19 protein-coding genes are annotated in these 25,811 nt (G+C 55.4%); 10 read left to right on the forward strand and 9 right to left on the reverse strand.

What is annotated here, in order from left to right; translation table 11 throughout:
* The first annotated feature begins 25 nt into the window (after window positions 1-25).
* The 10 genes from CA54_RS10820 (at window position 26) to CA54_RS10865 (ending at window position 12,627) form a co-directional block, all read left to right on the forward strand.
* Window positions 26-1,390, forward strand: coding sequence for a sigma-54-dependent transcriptional regulator (locus CA54_RS10820; protein ID WP_146370781.1), 1,365 nt, complete (start codon window positions 26-28; stop codon window positions 1,388-1,390).
* Window positions 1,391-1,783: 393 nt separating this feature from the next.
* Entirely contained in the window at window positions 1,784-2,797 is a 1,014-nt protein-coding gene (locus CA54_RS10825) for an AAA family ATPase (protein WP_146370782.1), read from the forward strand.
* 85 nt (window positions 2,798-2,882) lie between these two features.
* On the forward strand, window positions 2,883-3,758 hold the full coding sequence (locus CA54_RS10830; protein ID WP_146370783.1) for a DUF58 domain-containing protein: 876 nt from the start codon (window positions 2,883-2,885) through the stop codon (window positions 3,756-3,758).
* Between the two features lie 8 nt (window positions 3,759-3,766).
* On the forward strand, window positions 3,767-4,801 hold the full coding sequence (locus tag CA54_RS10835; RefSeq protein ID WP_146370784.1) for a hypothetical protein: 1,035 nt from the start codon (window positions 3,767-3,769) through the stop codon (window positions 4,799-4,801).
* 3 nt (window positions 4,802-4,804) lie between these two features.
* Entirely contained in the window at window positions 4,805-5,881 is a 1,077-nt protein-coding gene (locus CA54_RS10840) for a vWA domain-containing protein (RefSeq protein WP_146370785.1), read from the forward strand.
* A gap of 108 nt (window positions 5,882-5,989) precedes the next feature.
* Window positions 5,990-7,111 carry a vWA domain-containing protein gene (locus CA54_RS10845; protein ID WP_146370786.1) on the forward strand — a complete coding sequence of 374 codons (1,122 nt, stop codon included), beginning with the start codon at window positions 5,990-5,992 and terminating at the stop codon, window positions 7,109-7,111.
* Between the two features lie 19 nt (window positions 7,112-7,130).
* On the forward strand, window positions 7,131-8,537 hold the full coding sequence (locus tag CA54_RS10850) for a tetratricopeptide repeat protein (RefSeq protein ID WP_197532383.1): 1,407 nt from the start codon (window positions 7,131-7,133) through the stop codon (window positions 8,535-8,537).
* A 51-nt stretch (window positions 8,538-8,588) separates the two neighbouring features.
* The gene (locus tag CA54_RS10855; RefSeq protein WP_146370788.1) at window positions 8,589-10,484 is read left to right on the forward strand and encodes a BatD family protein; all 1,896 of its coding nucleotides are present in this window, start codon (window positions 8,589-8,591) and stop codon (window positions 10,482-10,484) included.
* Window positions 10,481-11,305, forward strand: a complete 825-nt coding sequence (locus tag CA54_RS10860) for an SH3 domain-containing protein (RefSeq protein WP_146370789.1) — start codon at window positions 10,481-10,483, stop codon at window positions 11,303-11,305. Before CA54_RS10855 ends, CA54_RS10860 begins: the two co-directional genes overlap by 4 nt.
* Window positions 11,306-11,652: 347 nt before the next feature.
* Window positions 11,653-12,627, forward strand: coding sequence for a TraB/GumN family protein (locus tag CA54_RS10865; RefSeq protein ID WP_146370790.1), 975 nt, complete (start codon window positions 11,653-11,655; stop codon window positions 12,625-12,627).
* A gap of 45 nt (window positions 12,628-12,672) precedes the next feature.
* Here CA54_RS10865 and CA54_RS10870 read toward each other — a convergent pair whose 3' ends face one another.
* From CA54_RS10870 to CA54_RS10910, 9 genes are all read right to left on the reverse strand, one after another.
* A complete protein-coding gene (locus tag CA54_RS10870; protein WP_146370791.1) occupies window positions 12,673-14,046 on the reverse strand; it encodes an NAD(P)/FAD-dependent oxidoreductase in 1,374 nt (457 codons plus the stop codon).
* Window positions 14,047-14,163: 117 nt separating this feature from the next.
* The gene (locus tag CA54_RS10875) at window positions 14,164-15,870 is read right to left on the reverse strand and encodes a thiamine pyrophosphate-binding protein (RefSeq protein ID WP_231963031.1); all 1,707 of its coding nucleotides are present in this window, start codon (window positions 15,868-15,870) and stop codon (window positions 14,164-14,166) included.
* A gap of 15 nt (window positions 15,871-15,885) precedes the next feature.
* Window positions 15,886-17,574 carry an NAD-dependent malic enzyme gene (locus CA54_RS10880; protein WP_231963032.1) on the reverse strand — a complete coding sequence of 563 codons (1,689 nt, stop codon included), beginning with the start codon at window positions 17,572-17,574 and terminating at the stop codon, window positions 15,886-15,888.
* Between the two features lie 72 nt (window positions 17,575-17,646).
* Window positions 17,647-18,894 carry a hypothetical protein gene (locus CA54_RS10885; RefSeq protein WP_146370794.1) on the reverse strand — a complete coding sequence of 416 codons (1,248 nt, stop codon included), beginning with the start codon at window positions 18,892-18,894 and terminating at the stop codon, window positions 17,647-17,649.
* Window positions 18,895-18,935: 41 nt separating this feature from the next.
* A complete protein-coding gene (locus CA54_RS10890; protein WP_146370795.1) occupies window positions 18,936-20,558 on the reverse strand; it encodes an FMN-binding glutamate synthase family protein in 1,623 nt (540 codons plus the stop codon).
* A gap of 160 nt (window positions 20,559-20,718) precedes the next feature.
* A complete protein-coding gene (locus CA54_RS10895) occupies window positions 20,719-21,273 on the reverse strand; it encodes a hypothetical protein (protein WP_146370796.1) in 555 nt (184 codons plus the stop codon).
* A gap of 2 nt (window positions 21,274-21,275) precedes the next feature.
* Entirely contained in the window at window positions 21,276-23,711 is a 2,436-nt protein-coding gene (locus CA54_RS10900) for a cytochrome c oxidase assembly protein (RefSeq protein WP_146370797.1), read from the reverse strand.
* Window positions 23,712-23,751: 40 nt separating this feature from the next.
* Window positions 23,752-25,215, reverse strand: a complete 1,464-nt coding sequence (locus CA54_RS10905; RefSeq protein ID WP_146370798.1) for a cytochrome b N-terminal domain-containing protein — start codon at window positions 25,213-25,215, stop codon at window positions 23,752-23,754.
* Between the two features lie 28 nt (window positions 25,216-25,243).
* Window positions 25,244-25,798, reverse strand: coding sequence for a QcrA and Rieske domain-containing protein (locus CA54_RS10910; RefSeq protein ID WP_197532384.1), 555 nt, complete (start codon window positions 25,796-25,798; stop codon window positions 25,244-25,246).
* Window positions 25,799-25,811 lie beyond the last annotated feature (13 nt).

Below are 25,811 nucleotides of genomic sequence, written 5' to 3' on the forward strand. Positions count from 1 at the left end.
AGTCAGTCAGGTTATGGGAACCGACATGAACGGCAAAGTTTTAGTGGTTGATGACGAACAAAGCATGTGCGAATTGATCGACACCGATCTGCGCTTGCGGGGCATGGAATCCTCGTGGTGCACCAGCGCGAATGATGCGCTGCGCACCGTGCAGGAGCAGGAATTCGACGTCGTGCTCACTGACGTGCGGATGCCGGGCACCGATGGTTTGCAACTTTGCCGACAAATCACCGACAACCGCCCCGACATCCCGGTCGTCGTGATGACTGCATTTGGCAGCCTCGAGACAGCGGTGGCTGCGATTCGCGCCGGGGCCTATGACTTTGTCACCAAGCCCATTGAAATGGACCTGTTGGCACTGACGATCGAGCGGGCCTGCAAGCACAGCCGGTTACAACAGCAGGTGCAAGTCCTCAGCGAGGCTGTGCAGCGAACCGGGCGGTTTGGCGAGATGCTGGGCGATAGCCAGGTGATGCACGGTTTGTACGATCAACTGGCGCGGATTGCTGATTCTGAGGCTTCGGTGCTGATTACCGGCGAAAGCGGCACCGGTAAGGAGTTGGTGGCACGCTCGATTCATCAAAAAAGTCGCCGCGTGGAGAAGCCATTTGTCGCTGTGAACTGTGCAGCCTTATCGGAAACCTTGCTGGAAAGCGAGTTGTTCGGACACTCCAAAGGCGCATTCACCGATGCACGGACCGAGCGCAAAGGGCTGTTTCTGGAAGCAGAAGGCGGCACGTTGCTGCTAGACGAAATGGGCGAAATGCCGATGGCTATGCAGGTAAAGTTGCTGCGAGCACTGGAGGAAAATCGCGTACGTCCCGTCGGCAGTGACAAGGAAATTCCGTTTGATGTCCGCATCCTCACCGCCACAAACCGTGATCTCGAATCAGCAGTCGAGGAGAATCGGTTTCGCGAGGATCTGTACTACCGCATCAATGTGATCCAAGTCGAGTTACCGCCGCTACGGTCACGGGGCATGGATGTGTTGTTGTTATCGCAACACTACGTCGAGCAATTTGCCGAACGTGCAAAAAAGGAAATCGTGGGGATTTCGGAACAGGCTGCCGAAAAACTACTGAGCTATTCCTGGCCGGGCAATATCCGCGAACTGCGAAACATTATGGAGCGGGCGGTCGCCTTAACGCGGTTCGATAAAATTGCTGTGGAGGACTTGCCGGAGAAAATCCGCAACTACCAGTCCTCGCAAGTCTTCATAGGCGGTTCCGATCCGACGGAGTTGGTCTCGATGGAGGAAGTCGAGCGCCGCTATATCCTGCACGTGCTGGAGACCGTCGACCAGAACAAAACGCTCGCTGCTCGCGTACTGGGACTGGATCGCAAGACCTTGTATCGCAAGCTGAAGCAATACGGCGTCGACAACGACTAATGCCGTTGCCACCAGCGTCGTAGGTCCGGCTGTGCCGGACGAATGTGGGAGCGCTTGGAGCAAAGGCAAGACCATGCTCAGAGAGTATTCGCCAGCCGGCTACGGCCGGTAAAACCGGCCCTACGTTTCTCATGAGACTCAGTGGCTGCCGCTCTCTTTGCTTCCTCCCATCCTCCCGCTCAATCATCGATGCGCTTGGGGCGAACTTCCCCCGTGGGGCATTCTGCCCCATTCGGAAACACGTGTTTTCAGCGGTTTTTCAGGGAATTTACGTTCGTTTTCGCATTGGCACGCACTTTGCTTTTGTCATCACCGGAGCACGAAACCTAATCCTTTCCCATCGGCACCGCCTCGCTCCAAGGCGGTGTCTGAAACTCCGCGAGGAATGATGACATGGCGACTGTGACCGATTCAAAAACTCATGCTCAAATCAACGAATTGACCGAAGAGGCCAAAATTCGTAGCGAACCGTTTCAGCGTCTGTTGGACGAAGTCGGTCGCGTGATTGTCGGGCAAAAACAATTAATGCACCGCATGTTGATCGGCTTGCTTGGCAACGGCCACTTGTTGATCGAAGGCGTACCCGGATTGGCAAAGACCACAGCTGTGGCGACGTTGGCCAAAGGAATCTCCACCGGCTTCCAACGTCTACAGTTTACCCCGGACCTGTTGCCGGCCGACTTGTTGGGAACGTTGATCTATCAACCCCAGGATCAAAAATTCGTCATTCAAAAAGGACCGATCTTCTCGAACCTGATTTTGGCTGACGAAATCAACCGTGCTCCCGCCAAGGTGCAAAGTGCCTTGTTGGAAGCGATGCAAGAACGACAAGTCACAATCGGATCCGAAACGTTTCTGTTGGATGAGCCGTTTCTCGTCATGGCGACACAAAACCCTGTTGAGCAGGAAGGAACTTATCCGCTTCCCGAAGCACAGATGGATCGTTTCATGCTCAAGGTTGTGGTGGATTATCCCAGCCGTAATGAGGAACTGGAAATCCTCTCGCGGATGTCGAAGACCAAGAATTCGATGGAGATTTGTGCGGTAACCTCACCGGCAGAAATCGCCCAGGCGCGTGAGTTGGTCGACGAGATCTATGTCGATAGCAAAGTCCAAGAGTACGTTGTCGATTTGGTGATGGCGACCCGGAATCCGAGTGAATACGGATTGCCGATCAACGAGTTGATCCAGTATGGCGGTTCGCCGCGGGCAACGATCAATTTGACGCTGGCCGGCAAAGCGAATGCCTTCCTGCATGGTCGCGGATATGTAACTCCGCAGGACATTAAGGACATTGCCTTGGATGTTCTTCGGCACCGCGTGGTCATCTCTTACGAGGCCGAAGCGGAAGACAAGACGTCGGATGACATCGTCCGGGCGATTATCGAACACATCCCTGTTCCTTAATCCAAGGTGCGTGGGGTCCGCACGGCGGGCCCTGCAGGTTGTGTTCTAGTTTTATCGTGGCCAACGAAAGTGAGGTCTGAATTCGATGATTCCCCTGGAATTATTAAACAAACTGCGCCGCATCAAGATTCGCACGTCGCATTTGGCGGACGACATGTTGAGCGGCCAATATCATACGGCCTTCAAAGGCCGCGGCGTTGAGTTTGAGGAGGTGCGTCCCTACCACGTTGGCGACGACGTACGGAGCATCGACTGGAACGTGACGGCCCGCTACGGCGAGCCGTACGTCAAACTGTTCCGCGAGGAACGTGAGTTGACGGTCATGTTGTTGGTCGACCTCAGTCCCTCACAAGGCCTGGGGACGCACTATCAGACGAAGCGGGAATTGGTGACGGAGTTGGGAGCAACGCTCGCATTCTCCGCCATCAAAAACAATGACAAGGTCGGCTTGAATCTATTCACCGACGGCATCGAAAAGGTGGTGCCGCCGGGGAAAGGTTCGCGTCACGTGATGCGGCTGATTCTGGAATTGATGTACTGCAACCCCATGGGCAGCGGCACGGATATTAAAGCCGCGTTGGAGCACCTCAATCGCACGGTCAAACGGCGTTCGATCGTGTTTCTGGTGAGCGACTTCCAAGACGACAGTTACGAAAAAACCTTGCGGATCGCGACGCGGAAACACGATGTGATTCCGGTTGTTGTGGGCGACCAACGCGAGTTGGAAATCCCCAACGTCGGGTTGGTCGAACTTCGAGATGCAGAGAGCGGCCAGATTGTCACGTTGGATACGAGTAGCCGCCGACATCGCGCGTTGTATGCCGAGCATGCCAAGCGGGTCGGTGAAAAGCGGGACGCACTGTTCACGAAACTGAAAATGGACCCGATTCACATTCAAACCGGCGACGACTTCGTCGATCCACTTCGAAAATTCTTTCACAAACGGGAGGCTCGGCGATGAGCCGTCTGATGAAAATCTCACATAACAAATTAAATCGATGCAGATCGTTCACATGCTCTGCGTTCGCAGCGGCGGCCATCCTGTTGCTGGCGGGCCAACTGCAGGCCCAATCGACGCCTGCGGACTCAGCGGAAAAGGGCGTGGCATTCACCACGCAAAGCGGCCCCGCGGAAATGACAACCACAGTCGATCGCTCTGCGGCGCAAATCGCGGAGCGGATTCGACTGACTTTATCGGTGGTTGTTCCCGAAGCGGTGACTGTCTCGTTCCCTGAGCAGCCCACTTCGCTGGGGCAACTGGATGTCGTCGACGTCACCGACAAGCCGGATATTCCGTTGGGAGACCAACGGAGTTGGACGCGGGTCTACGAGTTGGAATCACTGCTTTCCGGGGATCAACAGATTCCGGAGATCGCGGTAGCATTCACCGACAAACGGGGGGAGACCCCGCAACACGGCGTTGTTACCTCGCAGTCGATTCCAATTTCTATCACCAGTGTCCTGGAAGGCCAGGCGGATCCGACGCAGTTTCGCGACCTGAAAGGGGTTGTCGACCTACCCATCACCGCTCCGCCGACTTATACGGCGTGGTGGATCGCTGGTGGAACCGGATTGGTAATTGCGACCTTGTTATTGGTTGTCGCACTGCGAAACCGACGACAGTTAACCGCTGAGCAATGGGCCTTGGCCGAGATGGACCGGTTGGTTGACGAGCAGCATGTTGAGCAAGGACGGGTGCAACTGTTTTATTCGCGCCTGACCGACATCGTACGCATCTATATCGAGCGTCGTTTTGAAATCGCCGCTCCACGACTGACAACCGACGAGTTTTTGGCACACATTCGCGACGGGGAAACACTCAGCCGCGAACATTGTGAATTACTAAAGGACTTTTTGACGCAAGCAGACATCGTCAAATTCGCGAGTTACTGCCCGGCGACGTCGGACGGCAATGAGGCGATGGAAACGGCGCGTCGCTTTGTGGCGGAGACCGCTCCGACGCGTAAACAATCCGACCCTAACCCCGTCGCTCAGGAGGCATAAATCATGTTCACCACCGCATCTAGCTGGTTTCTCATGCTACTGGCAGCCGTGCCGTTCGTGGCCTGGTATGTCCTGCGAAAACGCAAAACGACCTCGGTCGCGTTCAGCGATACGAGCGGATTACAAAATCTTCCCAAGACGTGGAAACAACGCCTCGCTTGGGTCCCGCCCGCATTGCGGATTGCCGCTGTGGTGCTGTTGATCGTCGCTTTAGCACGGCCGCAAGAAGGCCGAAAACAGACGGTCAGCGAATCCGAAGGGATTGCCATCGAAATGGTGGTCGACCGGAGCGGCAGTATGCAGGCCATGGATTTTGAAGTCGAAGGCCAACCGGTCGACCGTTTGACTGCGGTCAAAGACGTGGCCGGCAAATTCATTACCGGCGGCGAAGCTTTGGAAGGACGGTTCAGCGATTTGATCGGTTTGGTGACATTCGCACGGCATGCCGATGGCATCAGCCCGCCGACACTGGACCACCCATTTCTCATCGCACAGTTAAATCAGTCTGAAATCGTCGACGACCGCAATGAAGACGGCACCGCCATCGGTGATGCCATGGGATTGGCGGTCGAAAAACTGACCGCCTTGGATAACGACCGGGACGACAAGGTCAAAAGCAAGGTCATGATCCTACTGACGGACGGTGAGAACAATGCCGGGGATGTGAATCCAATCCAAGCGGCGGAACTAGCTGCGACGTTGGGAGTGAAGATCTACACGATCGGCGTCGGCACGCAAGGACAAGCACCGGTGCCGGTGGTCGACCCGTTCACCGGGCGTAAGGAGTACCGGATGATGGAGGTCAATATTGATGAAGAGACGTTGACCAAAGTCGCGGAGCTGACCGGCGGCAACTACTTCCGAGCCACCGACACAGCCTCATTGGCAGCTATCTACGAAAAGATTGATGAACTGGAAAAGAGCCGTGTGGAAGAGAAGCAGTATGTGGACTATCGCGAATGGGCGATCGAACCGGTGCAAGTCGCCGGCATGAAGATGCCTCCGCTGGTCCTGTTAGCACTTTTTGCACTCGTGGCACAGGTTGTGCTTAGTCATACGATGTTCCGACGGCTTGTTTAATAGCCCTTTGACAAAGGGTGCCACTGCTGCACAAGCCGGCAGTGGCACCCGACCTTGTTATTCCCGCATTCCTCATCGACGTTTTACCCATATTCTGAAAGACGTGTCATGGATATTCAAATCGGCAATTACGCCAACTTCAACTACTTGTGGCTGGTGGCCGCAGTTGTGGCGGTGACCGTCGCCGCAGCCGTGGCAAATCGCCGCGCTGTGGCAAGATTCGCCACCAAAAACCTGACGCCGTTCCTATTTCCTGCTTCGGGACGTCGACGAATTTTCAAATTGGGAATCGTCTCGGCCGCCTTGGCCACCATGGTCTTGGCCTTAGTCGATGTGCGTTGGGGCAAGACGTGGCGTGAGGTTCCGCAAAAGGGAATCGAGGTCATGTTCCTGCTGGACGTCTCGCGGTCGATGTTGGCCGAAGACGTGACACCAAACCGTCTTGAACGGGCGAAACAACAGATTAAGGATATGGTCGACGAAATGGCCGGCGACCGCGTCGGGCTGGTGGTCTTCGCCGGGGACGTCCGTCAGAAGATCCCGCTGACCAGTCATTACAACGACTTCAAACGGACGCTGGACGAAGTTGGTCCGCACGAAGTCGACCGCGGTGGATCGCGGATCGGCGATGCGATCGGCATGGCATCCGAAGCATTTCTGGATAAAACGTCCGACCACAAGGCCATTGTGATCTTTACTGATGGCGAAGACCATGAAAGTGACCCTGTGGCAGTGGCCGAAGCAATGCACCAAGCCAATGGAATCCGCATGTTTACCGTGGGACTGGGCGATGGCGAACAAGGTTCGCGGGTGCCGGTGCAATCTTCGCCGCGGCATCGTAGCTACCTAACGCACAACGGCGAGCAGATTTGGTCGAAGATGAATGGCGAGGTCCTGAAGCAAATCGCCTTGAAAACCGACGGGGCCTACATCCCGGCCGGGACGAAGCAAGTCGACATGGCGAGCGTCTATCGTCAATACGTCGCTCAAGTGAATGAGCAAGATTTCGAGACCGCCCGCATCAACAGTTACATTCCGCGGTACCAATGGATTGTCGGTTTGGCATTGTTATTGCTCTTAACAGACACGCTGTTGAGTGGCAGCAAACGAGCTTCGGCAGTTCCTCACCGTTACGGTGTCGAGACGCCGCCGCAAGACGCACCTTTGAAACCGACGAGACATTCGAAATCCTCAACCCATCGCACCTCCAAGCACACCCATGCGGCGTGACCTGATAAGGACCAAAACCATGAACATCAAAACGATATTTCGATCCAAACTGGTAAAGACCTCTGTGCCGTTGCTGGCCCTGGCGGCATTCGCTCCGGGACAGCCGGCAATGGCGGGCGAAAATGATTTCGCCAATCTCGTCAATCGCGGTAATGCCGCTCTCACTGAAGGGCAGGTGGATAAGGCGCTGGAGGACTATCAGCAAGCGGCAACGCTGGCACCGAATCGTAACGAACTGAAATACAACGAAGCGATCGCCCTATACCGCCAAGGCGACACGGAACGCGCCCGGCAATTGTTCGCCGAAGCGACCGCGACACGCAATGGGAAACTGGAAGCGAAAGCGCGGTTTAATCTCGCGAATTGCGACTATACCGATGCCTTGAAACTGGCCGAACAAGATCGCGACGCGGCGATCGAAAAAGCACGGTCGGCCATCTCCCACTACCGTGGCAGCTTAGCTGCTGACGCCAACGACTCCGATGCGCGAGCCAACATCGAATTGGCTAGCCTGTTGATCAACAAGCTGCAAGAAGAGCAAAAACAAGAAGAAGAACAACAGCAGGACGAGCAGCAACAGCAAGATCAGCAACAAGATCAACAGCAGCAGGAACAACAACAGGACTCGGAGAATCAGGACCAACAGCAAGACCAACAACAGAACCAGGATCAAGAGCAACAACAAGACCAGCAGCAGAACCAGGATCAACAACAGGATCAAAACCAGGACCAACAAGATTCCTCTGAATCGGAATCCGACTCGCAAGATCAGCAGAACGAATCCCAGGATCAACAAGGCGAGCAGGGAGAGGATGAAGAAGAATCGCAGCAGGATGAACAACAAGGTTCCGGCAAGCAGGACGAGCAGTCAGAAGATGATGCCCAGCCGGAAGATAAACAAGACGAAGCTGACCAGCAGGACTCTGGTGAACAGAATTCCGACCAACAGGATTCCGAGAAGCAGGACGAGCAAAAATCCGACCAGGGCAACCCGTCGGATCAGCAAAACCAAGACCAGCAGGATCCGCAACAACAGGATCAACAGTCCGGTGGTCAGCCTCAGTCTCCCGAGGAGCAGCAAGACAAATCCGATATGCATAACGAGCCGCAACCGGGTGATGAGCAACAGGACGAGCAGCAACAACCGGCTCAGCCGCACGGCGCCGACCCGCAATCCGCTGAAGATCAACAACAGACGCAGCAATCGGGCGGCGCCGTCGGCCAGGCCGGCGACGAGGAAGCACAAGGCGAACCCCAGGCCGCAGCCGCTGCCGCAGCAGAGCACGGCGAAGAAATGGAGCAAGCCATGACCAAGCAGGAAGCACTAAAAATGTTGCAAGCCGTCCGCGATCGCGACTTGATGCGACGGATGCAAAACCTCAAGAAAGTGCAAAGCCGTTACGTTCCCGTTGATAAAGATTGGTAATCCACTGCCCGGCCTGATTGGTTTGGCGCATTATATTTTGGAGCATAAGCGATGAAATCAAGATCCTCTTTCACAATTGCGGCACTGGCAATCGCCATGCTGAGCGGCGCCGGTTTCGCCGCAACCCCGGCCTCGGCCGCTCAAGTGCGGGCGTCCTTATCGACGCGCGAAGCCTATGTCGGCTCGCCGATTACGTTGTCCGTAGAGATCGAGAATGCGGATTCCTCCGTCGTTCCCCAGATTCCGCAGGTCGATGGATTGGAAATCAAGTCCATGGGATCACCCAGCCGGAGTTCGCAAACAACGATCATTAATGGACGGCGATCGCACCGTGTTTCCGAAACACACGCCTGGCGGATCGTGCCCCGGCGAACCGGGACGTTCGAAATTCCCTCGATCGATATCAAGGTGGGCGGCCAGACTGTTTCGACGCGTCCGCAACGTTTTGTTGTGACCCGCAGCGAAACTGGTGATCTGCTGTTCGCTGAAATCGTGGGACATGACGACAAAATCTACGTCGGCCAGCCGATGAATTTGACGTTGAAAATCTGGGTCAAGCCGTACTACGACCGTTCCCTGGACATCAAACTGGGGGAAGGAGATATGTGGCAGATGATTTCCGTCGACCGCAGCCAATGGGGCGTTTTTAGCGAACGCATGCAGGAACTGGCTGAAAACAACCAGCGACCCGGTGGTGAAGAAGTGCTTCGCGCCGATGCCGATGGAAACGAGCATAGCTACTACCAGTATGAAATTCCCGCCACGATTTACCCCAAGCGTCCGGGCGAAGTCGACGCCGAAGATGTACAAATCGTTGTCGACTATCCCACCCGTTTGGGCAAATCGCGCGATCCATTTGATTCGTTTTTCGGCGGACGCAGTAGCATGTTCGGCGGCGATATGCCGAGTATGTTCGGACCGAAGTTGGTCGTCGCCGACGCACGGCCCATCGTGGCCACGGCCAGTGTCAATGCGACGCTCGTCTCGGATGTTCCCACAGAAAACCGTCCTGATGACTATCGCGGAACGGTGGGGCAATATCGAATCGGCACGCAAGCCACACCGACCGACGTGCAGGCCGGGGATCCGATTACACTGTACATCGGCATCAGCGGCGATGGTCCGATGGAATTGGTGCAAGCCCCCTCACTGAGTGTGTTGTCGTCCGACTTTCGCGTCTCCGATGACCCGCTGGCGGGAATCGTGCAGGATGATACGAAACTGTTCACCGTCAGCATTCGACCACGTAAAGCAGGGATCACCGAGATTTCAGCGATTCCGTTAACCTTTTTCGATCCCAACCGGGAAGAGTTTGTCACGGTCAAAAGCGAGCCGATCAAGATCAACGTGACGCCGGGCAATAACCTAGCCGCCAGCGCCATCGTCGGTCGACAAGGAAACGGTTCGCAGCCGGCCGCTGATCCGCAACAGCCACAATCGTTTGTTAGTTACGCGAATTTTACCGGTGACAATGTTCTCGCGGTCACGCGACCGATGGGAGATTGGCCCTGGACGATCGCTTTTGTGTTTCCGCCATTGCTGTTTGTCGGCACGGTGTTGTATCGCAATCGCGAGCACTTGGGGCATTGGATGACCATCATGCCGGGATCGAACCAGCGGGCGTTCAATGCCATGTTGGACCGGGCCAAATCGCCGGGTGAAGTCATCGAAGCACTGCGGATGTATTTGGCGAGCTGCCTGAATCAGCCGAGCTCGACGATGAGTCCTCGCGATATGATCATCGAATTACGCTCGCGCGGTTTCAGCGGGCTTGATGAATGTGAGCAGACGATCGAACAGTGCGAACGTTGTAGTTACGCCGCTTCGGGCGGAGTCGACATCGCTGGTTTGATTCAGACGGCCAAATCGTCTGTTGCCGGCATTGGCAGTGCCCCCAACTATTCCAACACCACCATGAATTCGAGACTACAAGGAACTCAAATATGAAAACCAACCGCACTATTGCTGGCTTCGCGATTTTGGTCGCAGCCCTGTTAGCATCTACTTTCGATCCGGGACAGGCTCGGGCGGGGGAATTGAATCATGAACAACAACAAACGATCCTGCACGAAGCCAACACGCTGTACGAAAGCGGGACAGCCAACGCAACCGATCGCGCCTTGTCAAAGGAGGCATTCGAAGCGGCTGCGGCGAAGTATCAAACGCTCGTCGACGACGGCGTTAACAACTGGCAAATGCACTTCAACCTCGGCAACGCGTACTTGCAAAGCGGTGCTTTGGGGCGAGCCATCGCCAACTACGAACGGGCGGCGGCGATGACCGGCGACAAAGCTGTGCACGCCAATCTGGAGCATGCCCGATCGTTGGTGAAAACCGAAGCACCGGCGGCAATTCCGCAAACGACGTGGGAGAGCGCCCAACAACATCTAGCGGCCGTTCCGCTCGAGAATCTGTTGATGGTCGCCGCTATCGCCTGGGCTTGTTTCTGGATCACGATGAGTCTGCGGATACCAAATTGGCAACGCTCGATGAAAACCATCGGGGTCGTGGCTACCGGACTATTTTTGTCTGCCACGTTGATCATGGCCAACCGCGATCAAGAGCCCCAATTGCCCGTGGGAATTATCACCGCCGACCAAGTCCCACTACGCGAAGGCAACGGGGAGGCGTTCGGTTCTCAAGAGGGGACGTCGCTGATCGAAGGCGAACGCGTTCAGGTCGTCGAGCAACGCGGTGAGTGGATCCATGTGCAATTGCATGATGGTCGTACCGGTTGGTTAACTGATTCCCAACTGGAAGTGATTTAACTTGATTGATGCTCGACATGCGAGCAAGATGGTTTGTGAAACCCGCGGTCGTTGACGAGCGAGTCAACGACCCAGTTTTGCAAATCGAAGTAGACTTAACGTATCGATCGACGGTGAATAACCTTTCAAACGGGGGAGCCTACCGGTTGCCCAACGGTTTGAGGGCAGGAGTCGTATTTAAAAGAAGACTGTGTTGTCTGGGTTGTTAGGCGGAATCTTTTCTCCGCAACCGCGAATTCCATCAATGTTTGTGTGGAGTTTGCGAATTATCGTATGACGGTGACGTGTCGCTGAGCCGTTCGCGGGCCTGTCAAACTCGCCGCAAACTTCAAAAGGAACTCAAATTTATGTCTTATTTAGTCAACCGCGCACTGGTGGCGACGTCGTTATGTGCTGCCACATTGTTGGGAAGCACGGCGGTGCAGGCCCAAAGTCCGCAGGAGGAATCCTCGCCGACAAAATACCTCCGCGTCTCACGCGACAAAGACAACAAACCCGAAACGTTGGAGACCGCGGTCGTCTCGTTTGCGCCGAAGTCCGGGGCGAAAAACGTCACGGTCGATTTGGTCGGCGCGATTCATATCGGCGACGAGGCGTACTTCGACACTTTAAACCGTCTGTTTCAGGACTACGATGTTGTGTTGTATGAAATGGTCAAGCCGAAGGATGTCACACCACAGCGCGGATCGAAAGATCGCCAGCAGACTCCGTTGGCACTCGTGCAACGCATGCTGCCCTCGATGTTGGATCTGAGTTTCCAAGTCGACTCGGTGGATTATACACCCGAGAACTTTGTGCATGCCGACCTGACCCCCACAGAACTCGGCGAAGCCATGCGAAAGCGGGGCGAAACCCGCATGAGCCTGTTCATCAAGGTTGTCAAAGAGGTGATGCAACAATACCAAGAAGAATGGGCGACCGGCGGATCGCTGAGCGGCAATGTGTCGGATGCGGAGATTCTATCGTTCCTAACCCGCAAAGAGGGTGCCCAACAACTCAAAGCGATGATCGCTGGCAAACTTGAGGAACTCGGACCGGACATGGGACTGGGAGCGACGTTGGATTCCATCCTCATCGTCGATCGCAATGAAGCAGCACTGAAGGTCCTCAAGGAGCAGTTGGCGAATCGCAAAAACGGAAAGCCGCTACGAATTGCCATCTATTACGGAGCAGCGCACATGTCCGACATGGCATCGCGGTTGACGAAGGACTTTCAAATGCAGCAAGGCGACATCAGCTGGGTGCAAGCCTGGGATATCACGCGGGCGTCTAAGAGATCAGCCTTGGAAGGATTGTTGCAACTACTGCAGCAACCTCAATAGCATGCAGGTGTGCGTTCCGGCAACGGTACGTTTTGGTGTGGTGAGTTAGTTAGACGCGGCATCGACCTCATCGGTTTGCGAAGGGGTCGGTGTCGCATCTGTTTTACCGCCAGTGCCAAATTGTTTCAGTTGGAATTCCGGATCGCCGGTAATGAGGCGGGCTTGCCGTGTGTGGCGAATATAATTCCAAAACCAATCGCACATCACCGTCAACTTGTTGCCAAAACCAACCAAAAACATCACGTGCACGACGCTCCAGGTCAGCCAGCCCAACAGGCCGCCAAAATGTCTTTTGCCGATGGCTGCGACCGCATTGCCGCGGCCGATCATCGCCATTGATCCTTTGTCGTGATAACTGAAAGCGGGCCGGTTTTTCGGATCGCCGCCCTCCAGTTCGCGTTTGATTTGCTCGGCGACAAAGCGGCCGGATTGGATCGCTCCTTGTGCGACTCCGGGGACCGGCTTTCCAGAAGTGGCATCGGTCGCATGGGCGGCGTCTCCCACGACAAACACCTCGGGATGATCGGGGATCGAAAGATCCGGCCCCACTACGATGCGGCTACCGCGATCGATCTCCACTCCTAATTCATGCGCGAGCGCTTGCCCTTGAACACCGGCGGCCCAGAACACATTCTCCGCCGGCACATGTTCATCGCCGATATAGACACCCGTATCGTCGACATTGGTGACAATGGTGTGCAAGCGAATCTCGACATGCATCTCCTCCAAGGCCTTGTGCACGCGTTTGCTCAGATCCTCGGGCATGGCGGCGATTAAACGTGGACTCCCTTCGATGAGAATCACCCGCGCCGTTTTGGTATCGATGTTGCGAAATTCGCTCGGCAGCGTGTTGGAGGCGATGTCCATAATGGCGCCGGCCAGTTCCACGCCGGTTGGGCCTCCTCCCACGATCACGAAAGTGAGCTTTGCCCGCCGCGATGCTTCATCCGCTTCCCATTCAGCTTCTTCAAAGGCCAGCAAAATCCGTCGCCGCAATTCCAAGGCATCGTCGATTGACTTCAATCCCGGTGCAAACGGCGCGAATTCGTCGTGCCCAAAATAGGACTGACGCACTCCAGTGGCTAGCACTAAATAGTCGTAGCTAATCTCACCCCCGTTGAAGCGGACGATCTTTTGGTCCAGATCGACCGAGGTGACTTCGCCCAGGACGACATCGGTGTTTTTTTGTTTACGCAAAATCGATCGCAGCGGAGCGGCAATATTTGCCGGCGACAATTCGGCCGTCGCCACCTGATACAGCATCGGTTGAAACAGATGATAATTGCGGCGATCGATCAGTATGACCGCCGCTTGAGACTTGCCAAGAGCAGTGGCGATTTGCAAACCACCAAACCCGCCCCCCACAATCACCACACGCGGCGGGGACGTACCGTTTTTATGTTGGGGATTCCTATCCATAGCGCAGAGTCCTCAAATGCAATATTTCTACAAGTAGCTTTAAAACCTTCGGACGCATCCCGCTGAGACGGCTGTGCAAGTTTTCGGGACAAGCGAAACCGGGTTTTCAGTTTGGTTCTAGTGAGTCCGTGGCGGGCGGCCATTATTCTTCGCGACTTGCCCGCCCCATTTCAGCAGGTTTTTGCTACAGTCGTCCCGGTCGATGGCAACCTCAATCAAAGCCAGTCCATCATGTTGTTTCGCATGGGCGATGGCCTCGCTCAATTCTTTTTCGGTGGTCACGCGGCAGCCCCAACCATTTCCGTCGTTGGCGTTGAACACGTCGACCAAGCCGGCGTAGTCCCAGTTTTTGATCGTGTTGTATGGACCGTCGTGAATCTCGACTTCGATCGTGTATCCACCGTTGTTGATCAAGAAAATGATTGGATTCGTCTCGTAGCGGATCATGGTCGAAACTTCTTGTGCCGTCAGTTGAAACGACCCGTCGCCAATCAAGGCCACCACGCGCCGCTCGGGAAGTCCGATTGAATAGCCCAAGGTGGCGCCGACGGACCAGCCGATCGAACCGTACTGCAATTGGATCTCAAACTTGGCTCCCGAGGGGAGGTCGAGTTGCATGCCGTTGAACCAGGAATCACCAGTCTCGGCGATGACGGCACTCTCTTCATCCAGGAGCCCTTGGATTGCGGCAAAGAGGGTTCGCGTGGTGAGCGGCGCGTCGTCCCCATTGGGCTGCGGTTGTTGGGCGGGTTCTTGAATACGTTTAAACGCCGCCAATGATGCGCCGTTGGGTTTGAGTTTGGCCGTCAAGCCGTCCAAGAAATCTGCCAACGCCACATCGTTGTAGGTTTGAGTCGGAAGAATCACGCTATCGGACGTGGCGCGAATCATTTTTTGCGGATTGATCAATGCCGTATGGCCGGTGGTGGTGTAATCGGTGAAGGTGGCTCCGGCGAACAAACACAGGTCGGCCGACTCCACGATTTCTCCACAACCGGGCGAACTGACCGGCCCCCAATAGTTTCCGATAAAACCAGGGTGCTGTTCGTCCAAAAACCCTTTCGAGTTGGGCATGTGGGCCACTGCGTAGCCGCTTGCATCGGCAAGTTGTTGAAATGCGGGAACCGCCCCACCGGCGCGGAGTTTCACTCCGGCGACAAGTACCGGTTTGATAGCAGCGTTGAGCAGTTCAGCGGCATGCTCGATGGCTTGATCGAGGGACGTAGGATCGCTGGAGAAACGCACGTTGAAGGTACGAGGATTCGGTGAGGAGACCGTCGCGCCGGCAATATTGCAGGCAATTTCCAAATAGACCGGCTTTTGTTTCGCGAGTGCCGTCTCGATGGCTCGGTCGATTTGCCGTGGAGCTTCGGTCGGATGTTGAATCTTCACCGCTTCGGCCGTCACGCGGCGAAAGATCTCGCGTTGATATCCATAATCGACATTGCCCAAGGTATGATGCAGAAACTCGTACTCCGCTTCGGAGTTGGTATTCGGACCACCTGAGATCGCTATGACCGGCAAGTCTTCGGCATAAGCGCCGGCAATCGCATTCAGCAAGCTCAGACCGCCGACGCTGAATGTCACAATCGCTGCCGCCGGACCACCCGTCGCGCGGGCATAACCATCGGCGGCGTAACCGGCGTTGAGTTCGTTGCAACAAGAGATCATCTGCAAGTTGCGATTGGTCAAGAACTCATCGAGCAGCACCAAGTTATAGTCGCCCGGTACAGCAAAGTATTGCCGAAGACCTATTTGTTCCAGCCGCGCAGCCAGATAGCCACCCACGGTTGTTGGGGAGTTGTCCATATTGCTTGCATTCATGAATTGAACCAATGCTTAGTTTGAGCGCGTCAAGGGAGCGTAAATTGGCGACCAAATGGTTTGGTCAATCCGCTTTTCAAGTTCCTCAGGCGAAGTCTTCTCGGCCAGTCCTTGGGCTTGGGCTTCGCTTGCCACAGCGACCGCGATATGCCGTGCGACATCACGAATATCTTTTAGTGCGGGCAGCAGCGACGCCGTGGGATCTTCTAAAGCGGGCGATTTTTCCTGCAATGCAATTGCCGCCACGGCGAACATTTCGTCCGACACGCGTGTCGCTCCCGAGGCGCGGATGCCCAATCCCATCGCCGGGAAAACATAGCTATTATTGCATTGTGCGATGGCATGTGTTTTGCCGGCATATTCAACGGGATCGAACGGGCTGCCGGTCGCGATCAAGGCACGACCTTCGGTCCACTCCAGTATTTCAGCTGGCGTTGCTTCCACGCGGGATGTGGGATTCGACAGTGGGAAGATGATCGGCTGTTCCACGTGCTGCGCCATCTCGCGGATAATCTCCTCCGGAAATGCGCCGGCATGCCCGGTGGCACCGACAAGGACTGTCGGTTTGGCATTGTGTACGACATCGGCGAATGAAATCGCACCGGTCACATCACAGTCCCAGTCGGTGAGATTGGCCGCACTTTGCGCTAGACTTTTCTCGACGGCGCTGAGATTGCTACGGCCATCGTGAATCAGGCCGTCGACATCCAAAATATAAAATCGTTGCTGCGCCTGTTCTTCACTCAATCCTTGGCGAAGCATGGTCCGTTTGAGTTGGCTGCAGATACCGAATCCCGCGGAACCGGCGCCGAGCATCACGATGCGTTGATCGGCCAGGTCGCCTCCGACCGCAGCCACGGCTGCCAGAATCGTCCCGGTCGTCACCGCTGCCGTCCCCTGGATGTCGTCATTAAACGTGCAGAGCTGATCGCGATACCGCTCCAAGATCGGCTCAGAGTCGACCGAGGCGAAGTCTTCCCATTGCAACAACACATCGGGAAAACGCCGTTTGACGGAAGCGACGAAGCTTTCGATGAACTCGTCGTACTCCTTGCCTTTAATACGCTCATGCCGCCAACCGATGTACATCGGATCGTCTAAGCGTTCTTGATTGTTCGTTCCCAGGTCCAGCAGAATCGGCAAAGTCTTGCCCGGATGAATCCCGCCACACAGCGTGTACAACGCAAGTTTTCCAATGGGAATCCCCATGCCGCCGGCACCCTGATCGCCCAAGCCGAGAATACGTTCGCCGTCGGTCACAACGATGACATCGACGTCTTCAATCAAGTTATCCAATACGCCATCCATCAGATGACGTTCTGGATAGGAGACAAAAATCCCCCGGGGACGGCGATAGATATGGCTGAATTGTTCGCAGGCAGCGCCGACCACCGGCGTATAGACGATCGGCATCATTTCTTCGATGTGGTCGAGCATCAGCCGGTAAAACAGTGTTTCGTTTTCGTCCTGCAGTTGCCGCAAATAAATGTGCTTTTCAATTTCGGACTGTTTCATGCAGAACGCTTCGTACGCCCGCTGTGATTGCTCCTGGAGCGTTTCCACGTGCGGAGGCAGGAGTCCGGTCAGCCCGAAATCAATACGTTCTTGCTCCGTAAAGGCGGTCCCTTTGTTGTCGAGCGGGGATTCGATCAAGGCCCGACCGTGCAAGGGCGGGCTGGCCTGCGTTGGTTGGTTGGAAGTCACGATAGGGCTTTCTGCATGGTCAAATATCGGTGCTGGTGAAGAGACGCGACAACGATTCGGCGGGGCCGACGATTAGTCGAACACATGTCCATGTTCGTAACGTTCATCCTGGCCGGCAGCGGCGGTCAGGGAGGCAACATTCGACTTCGTAAAGAACCCCTCATATCCATGGCAGCGTTCCACGTATTCGGTGATCAAAATAGAATACTCCGAATGTTTGGAGAAGATCTGCTTGAGGTTGGGATCGTCGAGACATTCTCCCACCACGTGGGCGAGAAACTTGACCCCTTTATCCCGCAAGGTATTGACCACAAAATCGACGTTCTTTTCGCCGCCACGATGGTCGCCGTCTTGCACTTCATAGGCCATATGGTGCAAACGCCGTCCGTAATTGCGCACAAAATCCTCAGTCGGCATTGGCAGGCCTTCGAAGGAATTGATGAACGAGGGCGTGTTGTTGGCCGTGAAGACTTTGGCCGGCGACTGCTTGTCGTCTTCGACATGGCCGTTGCGATTGACGTTGGTCGACGAATTCATCTCGGCGATGTTGTAAGCCCCCCAGAAGTAGTAGTGGGTCATCGTCAAGAATTCTAAAATCGCATCTTCCCGTTCCCCCGCCAAAATCCGTGTCGCCAAATGATCGACACCCAACACAAGGGGATCGAGACGTTCAGCCTGGGCAAACTCCGCGATCTTTTCCAAGGTCGCCAGTTCCGTCGCATCGAATTCAATCTTGTCGCCCAGCTTGAGTGCTTCACTGTCCTCAATATCACCTTCGAAGTAGCCGATCCGGTTGCAGGTGTAATCCGAGGGAAAGGTAAACAGAACTCCCGAATCGGTGTAAAACGGATTTTTTGTTTCGTGGTGATAATTGAAACGAATATTGTGTGATTCCAGAATCTCTCGTGTCTGGCCGGTATCAGAGGTGTTAAAGATTTCGCCGATGTACCGCGCATTGGGCTTTTGAGCCGCCAACGGATAGAGTCGATTGAGCAACGTCACCTCGTCGGCATAGTCCGCGGTGAGTGGCTCCAACACGATCATCCGTGGAAAATTCGGCTGTGAGCACAGGGTATAAATGCGATGTGTCTCGTTTTGATGGAGCGCTTCAAAGCGATAAGGGCCTAGCAGGTAGAGTTCTCGCAAGTAGGGAATCGCTTCGCCGTGTTCGACCTGAACGACGATGCCCACCATATTGCCGAGCAACTGTTCCAAGCCAGCAGCGCGTCGCCGCTCATAGATTTTCAGGCGATATTCGTCAAAAAATGCGGAATTCTTCTTGTCGCCTTTGGGCGGATACGTCAACTCATCAATAGCCATCGCTGAATCCCCATAGCTGAATAAAAATGAACGTCTGTGATTTATGTGGCAAGCTCTTCTTGGATTTCCACGTTCGCACTTTGAGCCTGGAATGACTCCGCCGAAGCAATGTCCCAATGCGTCTTGAATTCCGGATGTTGGCAATCGTTCAGCAACTCGCCCGACTGCAAAAATGGATGAGCTTCCTGATAGTTCTTTACGTTGGTGCGACTGAGGGCGATATGAATGTGGTAGGGGCGAAATTCCGAGGGATGATCGATGCCAGCCGCTGCTACGATCTCCGACAACGTTTCCATGGTATTCCGATGAAAATGGTACGTCCGTTCTCCCTTATCACCCACATCCAACGCCCGTTGGCGGACGGGATCCTGCGTGGCGACGCCCACCGGGCAGCGATTGGTATGACACGATTGCGCTTGAATGCAGCCCACTGCCATCATGAAGCCTCGAGCGGCGTTACACCAATCGGCGCCAATCGCTAAATTGCGGGCAATAGCAAAAGCCGAACTAACTTTTCCCGAAGCGGCAATGCGAATTTTATCGCGTAGTCCGCAACCCACTAGCGCATTGTGTACGAACATCAACCCCATCTTGAGCGGCGTGCCGATGCTGTCGGAAAACTCGTTCGGTGCCGCTCCTGTGCCCCCTTCACCCCCATCGACGGTGATGAAATCGGGGAGTATGCCGGTCTCCAACATCGCTTTGCAGATGGCAAGAAACTCGTGGCGATGTCCCACGCACAGCTTAAAACCAACCGGCTTGCCATCGGAGAGATCCCGCAACTGTTTGACGTATTCGCACAAACCGCGGGGGCTATCGAAGGTCGTATGTCCCGGCGGAGAAATACAGTCCCGGCCCATGGGGATTTTTCGTGTACTGGCGATCTCCGGTGTGATCTTGGCCGCGGGCAGCACACCGCCGTGTCCTGGTTTAGCTCCTTGCGAAATCTTGATCTCGATCATTTTGACTTGTGGGGTGAGCGCCTGTTCGCGGAACAAGTCAGGATCGAATGCGCCATTTTGGTCGCGGCAACCAAAGTAACCGGTGCCGATTTGCCACACCAAATCTCCACCGTTCTTGAGGTGATAGGAACTCAAACCTCCTTCACCGGTGCAGTGATAAAAGTTGCCCTTTTGAGCCCCGCGATTGAGTGCTTCGATAGCATTGGGGCTGAGCGCCCCGAAACTCATGGCAGAGATGTTCAAGACCGAACACGAATACGGCTGCTTACAATCCGGGCCGCCGACAGTGATACGAAACGGCTCATCCTGCTTAGGACGGGGAGCAATTGAGTGGTCCAACCATTCATACTCGTCGCCGTAGACATCCATCTCGGTGCCGAACGGTTTGAGGCCCGAAACATTCTTGGCTCGCTCATAAATCAACGAACGCTCGTCTCGATTGAACGGTCGGCCGTCGAGATCGCTTTCGACGTAATATTGATGGACCTCGGGGCGAATCATCTCCTGCAGAAATCGCAATCGGCCCAACAGAGGATAATTGCGGCAAATGCTATGTTTGGTTTGCGCCAAATCCCAGAGACCGAGCAACGAGAGTGGCCCCAGCACAATCAACGGCAGATACCACACCGAATCGCGTAACACGCCGAGTAGAAGGCAGATTAACGTGCCGGCCAGAATAATGATTAATGCGGAATATCTCATGATTCAAACACGTTGCAGGGGGAAGGGAAGATGAATAATGCCGGACCTGTCGTCTGCGGTGCAATTAACAATCAGTTAGAACTACAAAACGGCCATTTGACAGCGAATTGTTCTACGAGAAATACGCGAATCGTGTCGGAAATACAACGTGAATTTGCTGTCAGCCGGCGGCGGTCGGAGTCGATGCGCGTGCTTGGCGATATCGGACCGACTCCCGCACCCCAAACAGCGCGATCGGAATGACCGGAAAGCCAATCCAAAAAATGAAGTCGACCCAACGCGGAAAACGCGGAGCGACATTGAGTTCGAACGCGCAGCTGTCCGCTTGTTGATTCCCGCGCACCTCCACACCGATATTCCAAGTGCCCGGCTGCGCGAATTCAAACGATGCTGCTTGAAATAGTTTGTTCGTCGCAGAAGCAGTCGTTGCTGTAACTCGATTGACGTTCAATGGTCGGTCGGTGTGAGATACTGAGATAGTAACCGCCGCATCCGTTACGAATCCCCCTGTTTGCCGGTCCTGGAGCAAGACACTGACATCGACCGGACCGGCGCGCAATGGAGTCGGCTCAGTGAAGACGGTCATGCGATAGTCGCCAACGTTCCCCGAAAATCGGGCCGTGCCTCCATCCCCCTTGGCCTGCGCGGGCAGCCACGCCCAACAGAACAAGCCCAGCAGTAGAAGAAATTTCCGTGAAGAGTGTGCCGTGATCATGTTCACATCCCCATCGGCATCACGCCGCGCATTTGCATCGGCTGAAACACGAGCCAAACGCCCGCGAGAAACAAAATAACCGCTATCCCCGCCCAAGGCAGAAAGGCTCCCATGGCGCGCCGCATCCCCAAATAGCGATCGCGGGCAATGCGGTAGCCGATATACAACGACAGTAACAATCCGGCATCCAACAGGATCAGCTCCATTTTCAACAACCAATCGGCCGTTTCTAAGCCGCACGAGCAGACCCATGCTGCCGTCTCGACGTCGCGCCATCCAAACTCACTGAGAAATCGCCGCATCGCAGCGCTGAACGCGCCGCTGCTGGTGAACAGATGGAAACTGTAATGTGCCAACCACATCGAAAATCCAAGCGGGACGAGCATGTACGAGAACCGCGTCGCGATCCGCAATGCGGATTCGGAATCCCCACTCCAGCGACGTCCAGCCAGCGAAGCAATCGCCACCAAGCAGAATGGCACTGCCCCCAAACCCAACAGATAGCCAGCCGTGACAATGGGAATGCGACTCGCAAAACCCCACCCCGCTTGCAGCCTGTCGATCAGATCCAAGACAGGGGCGACCATTCCTGCCGCATTGACGAAAGCGGCAAAGACCAATAGCAACACCAGCGCCGCCACATCCGTTCGACCGCCCAGCTTGCCGATCCCCGACCGCCGCGGATTACGGAGTAGTTCCCGACCGGGCAGCGTTGTCAGAATCCCTACGTTTTGATGCGGACAGGAATGCACGCAATCGAGGCAAAACGTGCAATCAAAATTACTCGACTTGCGCGGTTGATACAAATGCAATTCACAGCCGGGAATTGCCGCAGCCGTCGCTGTCGCCGCAGCCCCACGAATGCACTCCTTGGTCGTGCACTCTTCACAGACAGACGTGTCACGGACGCGAACTTCTAAGGGCGAAACGAGTGATTGCACAAAATTGAACTGACCGATCGGGCACACGTACTTACAAAACGCCGCACCGCGAAAAAAACCATCCACCACAAACGCCGCCAGAAAATACCCCACCGCGATCCAAGCCGTCCACCAGGGGCTTTGCCACAATGAAAACACTTCATAGGCCCAGAAGAACACGAACAACAAGCCGACGGCCAGCCATTTGGAGCGCAGCCATCGCGGCCAATGTCGACGACCGCCGAACAGTGTCTTCCCCAACGTTCGCGATAATTTGAACGGGCAAGCCATGCAAAACAGATTCCCCGCGACGAGTAACCCCAGCACCAAAAAACCGCGCCAATGAATCCACGGCAGCACACCTGCCAGATTCAGCGAAACAATCTGCGCTCCCAACAATCCATCGACGATCACCAAAGCCGCCGCTGCGAACATCACGAATTGCAGCACCAACCGCGATTTGTTCCACCGCAGAAACCGGCCCAAGAGCGGCACGTTCAGCACGTCCCGCGCAGGGCGGTGGCTGGAATGCCCATCGTGGGAGAGTATCGGCAATTGTTGTCGCACCGGTGGGCGATGCTTAGCGCGATTCAATCGGCGGGTAGTCGGCCGCACTGCTGCGGGGGGGGCATACGTGGTTACTCGGCTCTGTACAGGGGGCATACCAGCCACGGCAAAGTGAAGTTGCCTCGACCGGGGTGCAAAGAGCAATTTATATCCGACTAACGCTCCGGCAATCACATAGGCCAGCATGCCAAACAGCCACATCAACGTTCCGGCGATGGCCTGATCATCGATTGCGGTAATGCCCCACACCTTCGGAAGTAATTCGTAATGATCATAAATCACATCGTTGGCAAACGAAAGAATTCCCGACAGAACCGTTCCTTGGACCGCCGCCAGAAACAAATAGGGTAGCAGGACCCACCGGGAATATTTCAATCGACTCGGATAGGGCTGCACGACCGGCCACCAAAACAGCATGGCTGCCCAGAAGAAACAGGCATGCTCCAAGTTATGCAAGGTTCCAGAGCTTAGCGCAGCATCGTAAAAGCGCGGGAGATGCCAGATCCAAGTCGCTGCGACAAACAGACCCCACGCCACCGGTGGCCGCGTGAGAAAGGCAAAGCCGCTACGGATCGGTTTCCAACGATAAAGTGGCGCGATCCATTCACGACGCACGCCGGAGGGCAATCCACACAGCAGCGGCAATTCGGGGGCACTGAGCCAAAGCAGCGGCGGTATGAGAAACATCAACAGCAGATGTTGCACCATGTGCATCCGCAACATCAACGCCGAGAAAGTTTCAATGGGCGAGAGCAGGGCGATGGACAACAAAGCCATGCCGCAACCAAACGCCGCCAATTGCCAGGCACCGAATCGCTGTGATCCACGTTGGCGAAGTACGCACCAGCCCCGCAAATACAGCAGCGATGACAGTACAATCGGAGCTACGATCCAAACGTCGAATGACCAGGAACTGAGAATGGCTTGGAACGAGGAGTCCACTGAAATCACCGGTGAAAAATCGTCCGAAAAACGAATCCGCAGCGACAGTTCAATCAGCCCGATCGGTGACCACCGAGGCTTCGGCCGAAGCGTAACCCTCTGGCTTTAATGTCTCCAAAAAGCTGACCAATGCTTCGACTTCGAAGCGATTCAATTCTTTGCCGTAGGCGGGCATATTTCCGCCTCCTTGAACGACTTGTCGAATCAACTGGTCCCGCGTCAGTCGCGTCGCCACCACGGTCAGATCCGGACCCCGCTGGCCTCCCTGTCCATCGAGCGCGTGGCAGTTTCGACAGGTCTTCTCTTGAAGGATGGCCGCCCCTTGCAACTCTTTGGGCGAGCGACCTTTAATCATGTGCGTCGGCACCGGCACGCCGCTCCAGGCGGTCATGTGCGGCGACCACGGTTCCTGCACGCCCAACTGCCACAACACGCAGTAGCTGAGGAAACAGCCGATGACGATCAGCACAGCCACCGGCCGTCGACGCGGACTGCGCTGTCCTTTTCCGGCGAAGACCGGAAACAAGAACATGATGGCGACAATGATCACCGGCGCAATCAAAATAATCCCCGTCTCCAACGAGGGCGGACTGAGCGCCAACACGGCGAACGCGGGCAGGAAATACCAATCGGGCAACGGTTCGACGGCCAGCAAGGTCGGATCGGGCGGCGCACCGGGACCATCAGGCCCCAAGATGGCGGACATCCCCACAATCACCAACAACGTCAATCCGATAAACGCCGCATCCCGCAAAAAGACATCCGGGAAAAACGGATCGCCTGTTTTTAGTTTCTCTTCATATTTTTCAACATAGGTTTCCGGATCGACCAGTTCATCCGGCTTGGGTGGTTCTGAGATTCCTTTGCGGATCACCAGATACAGGTGCACCGTCAGCGAGGCAAACAACAGGCCGGGCATGACAAACACGTGTAGCGCAAAGAACCGGCTCAGCGTATCCGCTCCCACCGTCGGGCCGCCCAACATCAACTCCACTAACTCCGGACCGATGTACGGAATCCGCCCAACCATCGCCACTCCGACGCCCAGACCCCAATAGGAATCGGCGTCCCAGCGCAACACTTGACCGGTGAATGCCATGCCGAGCGTCAACAAGAAAAGTACGACGCCGATCATCCAAGTCAATTCGCGGGGATATTTGTAGGCCCCCATCAAAAAGACTTGGGTCATATGCACGACCACCAGCACCACCATGCCGTTGGCCGACCAATTGTGAATCGCTCGCAACATCCAACCGAGTTCGACGTTGTAGTTGATGTGCTCTAAGCTTTCATAAGCTTCGCCGGCCGAGGGAACATAGACCATGCCCAAGCCGATGCCGGTCACTATCTGCAACACCAACAGTGTCATAGCCGTGCTGCCGAAAACATACAGCCAGCCGACTTGCGTGCGGAGATCGCGCGGAATGGGGTGTCGCATCACCGTCCACAACGATGTGCGCAGCTCAAGCCGCTCTTCAAACCACCACAAGAGTTTACCGATTGCCTGTTTCATTGTGTTGCGGATTCCTTCGCCGCTGCCGTTATGAGTTTTTTCCCGAGACGTGCGCGCTTCCCGGATTTTGCAACGTGGGCAGATGTCCCAATTTGACCATCAAACGGTCTTCTTCGACGCGATGCTCGAATTCGTATAATCCGCGCGGCGGCGGACCAGAGGCATGTCCTCCATCTTCGTAGTACACGCCACCGTGGCAGGGACACATATAGAGCCCCGATTCCTTAAACCACGACACCGGACAACCCAAATGGGTACAGTGCGTGGAGAATATTTGAAACGTCTCACCCTCGATCCGCCGCACATAGGCGGCCACCTTGCCGGTCATCCCATCGTTGGCGCCGCGCAGCGGGTTTAAGACATCCACCAAACGTGTTGAGTTTTGCGGGAAGTCCGTGAGTGGTCCGAAATCGACCCATTCATCGGCCCGCGGCTTGAGAATCGGCCCCAGAAAAAATCCCAAGATCGGGATCGCCATCGCCACGCTGCCTAGCCCCAGGAGCGCCCAGCTAAACCACTCCATAAACCCCCGTCGGGTGGTTGCCGTCTCCATGGTCGGAGGTTCGCCGGATTGTGAATTCATACAATTTCCTTCG

This window comes from Symmachiella macrocystis, from assembly GCF_007860075.1.
Classification (GTDB): domain Bacteria; phylum Planctomycetota; class Planctomycetia; order Planctomycetales; family Planctomycetaceae; genus Symmachiella; species Symmachiella macrocystis.

Excerpts from the sequence above, each read along its gene's own strand:
- CA54_RS10820 (WP_146370781.1), top strand. The coding sequence starts at position 26 with ATGAACGGCAAAGTTTTAGTGGTTGATGACGAACAAAGCATGTGCGAA.
- CA54_RS10825 (WP_146370782.1), top strand. The coding sequence starts at position 1,784 with ATGGCGACTGTGACCGATTCAAAAACTCATGCTCAAATCAACGAATTG.
- CA54_RS10830 (WP_146370783.1), top strand. The coding sequence starts at position 2,883 with ATGATTCCCCTGGAATTATTAAACAAACTGCGCCGCATCAAGATTCGC.
- CA54_RS10835 (WP_146370784.1), top strand. The coding sequence starts at position 3,767 with ATGAAAATCTCACATAACAAATTAAATCGATGCAGATCGTTCACATGC.
- CA54_RS10840 (WP_146370785.1), top strand. The coding sequence starts at position 4,805 with ATGTTCACCACCGCATCTAGCTGGTTTCTCATGCTACTGGCAGCCGTG.
- CA54_RS10845 (WP_146370786.1), top strand. The coding sequence starts at position 5,990 with ATGGATATTCAAATCGGCAATTACGCCAACTTCAACTACTTGTGGCTG.
- CA54_RS10850 (WP_197532383.1), top strand. The coding sequence starts at position 7,131 with ATGAACATCAAAACGATATTTCGATCCAAACTGGTAAAGACCTCTGTG.
- CA54_RS10855 (WP_146370788.1), top strand. The coding sequence starts at position 8,589 with ATGAAATCAAGATCCTCTTTCACAATTGCGGCACTGGCAATCGCCATG.
- CA54_RS10860 (WP_146370789.1), top strand. The coding sequence starts at position 10,481 with ATGAAAACCAACCGCACTATTGCTGGCTTCGCGATTTTGGTCGCAGCC.
- CA54_RS10865 (WP_146370790.1), top strand. The coding sequence starts at position 11,653 with ATGTCTTATTTAGTCAACCGCGCACTGGTGGCGACGTCGTTATGTGCT.
- CA54_RS10870 (WP_146370791.1), bottom strand. The coding sequence starts at position 14,046 with ATGGATAGGAATCCCCAACATAAAAACGGTACGTCCCCGCCGCGTGTG.
- CA54_RS10875 (WP_231963031.1), bottom strand. The coding sequence starts at position 15,870 with ATGAATGCAAGCAATATGGACAACTCCCCAACAACCGTGGGTGGCTAT.
- CA54_RS10885 (WP_146370794.1), bottom strand. The coding sequence starts at position 18,894 with ATGGCTATTGATGAGTTGACGTATCCGCCCAAAGGCGACAAGAAGAAT.
- CA54_RS10890 (WP_146370795.1), bottom strand. The coding sequence starts at position 20,558 with ATGAGATATTCCGCATTAATCATTATTCTGGCCGGCACGTTAATCTGC.
- CA54_RS10895 (WP_146370796.1), bottom strand. The coding sequence starts at position 21,273 with ATGATCACGGCACACTCTTCACGGAAATTTCTTCTACTGCTGGGCTTG.
- CA54_RS10905 (WP_146370798.1), bottom strand. The coding sequence starts at position 25,215 with ATGAAACAGGCAATCGGTAAACTCTTGTGGTGGTTTGAAGAGCGGCTT.
- CA54_RS10910 (WP_197532384.1), bottom strand. The coding sequence starts at position 25,798 with ATGAATTCACAATCCGGCGAACCTCCGACCATGGAGACGGCAACCACC.